Genomic DNA, 1075 nt, shown 5'->3' with positions numbered 1-1075 from the left:
CTGGAGATGGCCGACCAGGTGCTCGAACGCCTGCAACTCAGCGCGCGCGCCGCGACCCTGGCCGGCGAGTTGTCCCACGGCCAGCAACGGGTGCTGGAGGTGGGCATGTCGATCTGCTCCAAGCCCAAACTGCTGATGCTCGACGAGCCCACCTCGGGCATGGGCATCGATGACATCCCGATCATGACCCAGCTGATCAGCGACCTGGGCCGCGACCACACGGTGCTGCTGATCGAACACAACATGAGCATCGTCATGTCCATCAGCCAACGCATCACCGTGATGAGCCACGGCCAGATCCTGGTGGAAGGCACGCCGGAATTCGTGCGTGCCGATGAACGCGTGCGCACGGCTTATCTTGGGGAGGCTGCCTGATGCTGATCGTCGAGAATATCCATTCCTACTACGACAAGAGCCACGTGCTCGAAGGTGTGTCGTTGACCGTCAACCCCGGCGAACTGGTGACCCTGCTCGGCCGCAACGGTGCCGGCAAGACCACCACGTTGCGCAGCATCCTCGGCATCATCTGCCCGCGCCAAGGCCAGATCCACTTCAACGGCCAGCCGCTGGTGGGCCAGAAGATCTTTGAAATCGCACGCCAGGGCCTGGCGCTGGTGCCGGAGAACCGTGGGATTTTCCGCCTGCTCACTGTCGAGGAAAACCTGCGCATCGCCGCGCGCAAGACCAGCCGCTGGCAGCTCGAAGACGTCTACGGCATGTTCCCGCGCCTCAAGGAGCGGCGCAAAAATGCCGGCCATGCGCTCTCCGGCGGCGAGCAACAGATGCTCGCCATCGCCCGCGCCCTGCTCAACGATCCCAAGCTGCTGATTCTCGACGAACCCACCGAAGGCCTGGCCCCGGTGATCGTCGACGAGTTGGTGAAGATCCTGCGCAAGGTCAAGGACGACGGCCTGCCGGTGCTGCTGGTGGAACAGAACCTGATGGTCTGGGCCTGGCGCTGGTGCCGGAGAACCGTGGGATTTTCCGCCTGCTCACTGTCGAGGAAAACCTGCGCATCGCCGCGCGCAAGACCAGCCGCTGGCAGCTCGAAGACGTCTACGGCATGTTCCCGCGC

General features: G+C 63.8%; 2 protein-coding genes. Both read left to right on the top strand.

Going from position 1 to position 1075, the window contains the following annotated elements:
* Positions 1-375: ATP-binding cassette domain-containing protein (locus L9Z73_RS31030; RefSeq protein ID WP_247408811.1), on the top strand; the 375-nt coding region annotated here is incomplete at its 5' end.
* Positions 375-1075, top strand: a 701-nt coding sequence (locus tag L9Z73_RS31025; protein ID WP_247408810.1) for an ABC transporter ATP-binding protein, incomplete at its 3' end; no start/stop codon positions are given. The genes L9Z73_RS31030 and L9Z73_RS31025, both read left to right, overlap by 1 nt.

The organism is Pseudomonas emilianonis, from assembly GCF_023072625.1.
Classification (GTDB): Bacteria; Pseudomonadota; Gammaproteobacteria; order Pseudomonadales; family Pseudomonadaceae; genus Aquipseudomonas; species Aquipseudomonas paraveronii.
The sequence above is the reverse complement of the archived record's forward strand: the minus strand, read 5'-3'. Positions and strand labels throughout refer to the sequence as shown.